The organism is Acidithiobacillus sulfurivorans (genome assembly GCF_018853815.1).
GTDB classification, from domain to species: Bacteria; Pseudomonadota; Gammaproteobacteria; order Acidithiobacillales; family Acidithiobacillaceae; genus Acidithiobacillus; species Acidithiobacillus sulfurivorans.
Genome location: NZ_JAAOMP010000147.1, coordinates 1 through 2,357, shown reverse-complemented (window position 1 = coordinate 2,357; position 2,357 = coordinate 1). Strand labels below are relative to the sequence as shown.

The 2,357-nt window shown below is 50.7% G+C and carries 2 protein-coding genes; both read right to left on the bottom strand.

Annotation, left to right across the window (positions count from 1 at the left end):
* Nucleotides 1-1,524: PqiB family protein (locus HAP95_RS13410; protein ID WP_215884662.1), on the bottom strand; the 1,524-nt coding region annotated here is incomplete at its 3' end.
* A partial coding sequence (locus tag HAP95_RS13405; RefSeq protein ID WP_215884661.1) for a paraquat-inducible protein A occupies nucleotides 1,517-2,357 on the bottom strand: 841 nt, incomplete at its 5' end. The genes HAP95_RS13410 and HAP95_RS13405, both read right to left, overlap by 8 nt.

Below are 2,357 nucleotides of genomic sequence, written 5' to 3'. Positions count from 1 at the left end.
TCCCTGGCTATGGAGCAGGGCATTGCCTGACTGCAAGGCGGCATGGGCCTCCTGACTGGCCGCGTTCAGTGATTTCAGGATGGCCGGTAATTGCTGGTTGGCTGCGCGCGTCAACGCATCCAGATGGGCCATAGTCTGCTGCAAATGTTGCAAGGTCTCGCGTGTTTGTGGAGAACGGCTCAAGGCCGCCAGATTCTGACTCAGTTGATTGAGATTGGCGGCGATTTGCTGGAGAGGAAGGGCATGGATTTTTGTCAGTATGCCATTCAACTGGTGAATACTGTTCTGAATGCCTGCTTCATGGACCATGGGAATGATGGGTGGCTGACCGGGCAGTAAACGGGCCGCTTTTGCACCTGGAACCAGACTGAGATCAATGACCTTGGAACCCAGCATCGGAACAGTGCTCCCCAACTGCGCCCGTAAACCCTGAGCAATCAGGTGGCGGAGGATACCATTCATTTGTGCAGAAGGCTGGGCCATGTCCCATGGCTGTCCATGTCGGAGCGGAATCGCCTCGGGATTGATCTGGATGTTGATGACCGTCGATAGTGCTTGCTGCCGGGTATCAAAAAACATGTGCACAGCAGTGACGCTACCCACACGAGTCCCTTCCAGCATGACGGCGGCACCGGATTTCAATCCCTGTGAACCACCAGGCATCTGCATTTGATAGGCCACGGCATTTTCCAGGGGAGCATTTTCCGCAGCATTAGCATTGGCATAAAGGGGGAATTGCTCATTGTTATTCACGGTGCTGCCGGTTTTGGGAGTGGAAAAACTGATGGCCCCGCTGATTAATGCCGGGATAGCAGGTATATGAACGCCAGAGTGTTCCCCAAACAGGCTGATAGCGATATTGCCCGAACTCCAGAAACGACTATGCGTGTTGACCAGATGCCGGTTTTTTTCGGGAATAAAAGCGTAAATTTCGAAGCCATCACCGTTTTTTTGTAATGTTTCACCGCGTATTTCACCAACGGATTCCCCTCTGAATAAAATAGGTGCACCGCGTGAAATGTTCCCTTTTTCCGGAGTGTGCAAAATGAGGGTAATGCCTTTGGATTCGCTTTTCAGAACAGGTTCTTCATTCAGTCCGATGACATGATGAATAGTGGGGCCACTATGCGGGTCAATACCTATGTAGGGGCCGGCGATGATGGATTTCAGAGAGCCTAGGTTGGAAAAGCTGACTTTTTCACCAGCAATCCAGTAGCGCGTGCCCTTGCCCAGATGATGAGCCATGTAATTGTCAAAACGAATGGAAACTGAAATTTCGCCGAGGGATTTTGACAGTTTGACAGCGATGACGTGACCAACCGTGACGCCACGATATTTTACTACCGTATGGTCGGCTTTAATGCCACCCTCAGTTGCAAACTGCACGGTCACCGTCGGACCCTGGTCCATATAGGTGCGTAAGGCCAGCCAGGCCACAATGGCGAGAGCTGCGACAGGTACGGCCCAGATCAAACCGGGCCAGCGGGAGCGTCGTATTTTTGCGGTAGGCAAAGAATTATTCATGCGGTTCCATTAGATAAGCGGCCCAGAGTGCGCGGGGATCAAAGATTTCTGTCGCAATCATGGTCAAGACGACTACTGAGAGAAAGGCGGGAAGTGCATCTCCCACATAAACAGCCAGCAATCCGGATAAGTGCATCAAGGGCAAAAAGACGGTAACGGTAAATACATCGACATGTGACCAGCGACCAATGGTTTTTATCAAGCGATAGATTTCTGTTTTTAATCTTAGCCGTTTAACCGAATGGAAATGTACGGAAATAAAAAACCAGCTCAAAGAAAAAAGCTTCAAAAAAGGAATCACAATGCTGGCAATGAAAATAATGGCGGCAAACAGAAAAAAATGCGCATCAATCAGTTTCATTACCCCAGTCATAATCGTATAACCCTCCATTTTCCCTATCTGATAGTTATATTCCATAGGGTAAAGATAGGCGAAGGGATAACAAAAAAATCCCGCCAGGGCAAAGGCCATGGTACGCATGGTCGATTGTGGTTTATAGCGCCAGACTTTTGCCGCGCAACGTGGGCAGGCTTGCCCTTCTTGATGGGCGGCAACGGGCATCCCGCAATGGCCACAACCTATATATTCCTGGTCCAGATCCAGAGATTCCAGATTAGGACCAATGCGCCGCCATATTTCCCGTCTTTCCAGGGTCGCCCGCGTGAGCATGCTGAGAAAGGCCAGCCCCACCACGCACCAGCCTCCAGTACCCACTTCGATAGGTAGAAAAGGCGCGACCCGTTCATAACCGATGCCAAAACCAATCAGAAAAACATCCAGCATGGCCCATTGGTCCAGCCATTCAGACCAGCGAAACATCCTGCCCAGCCAG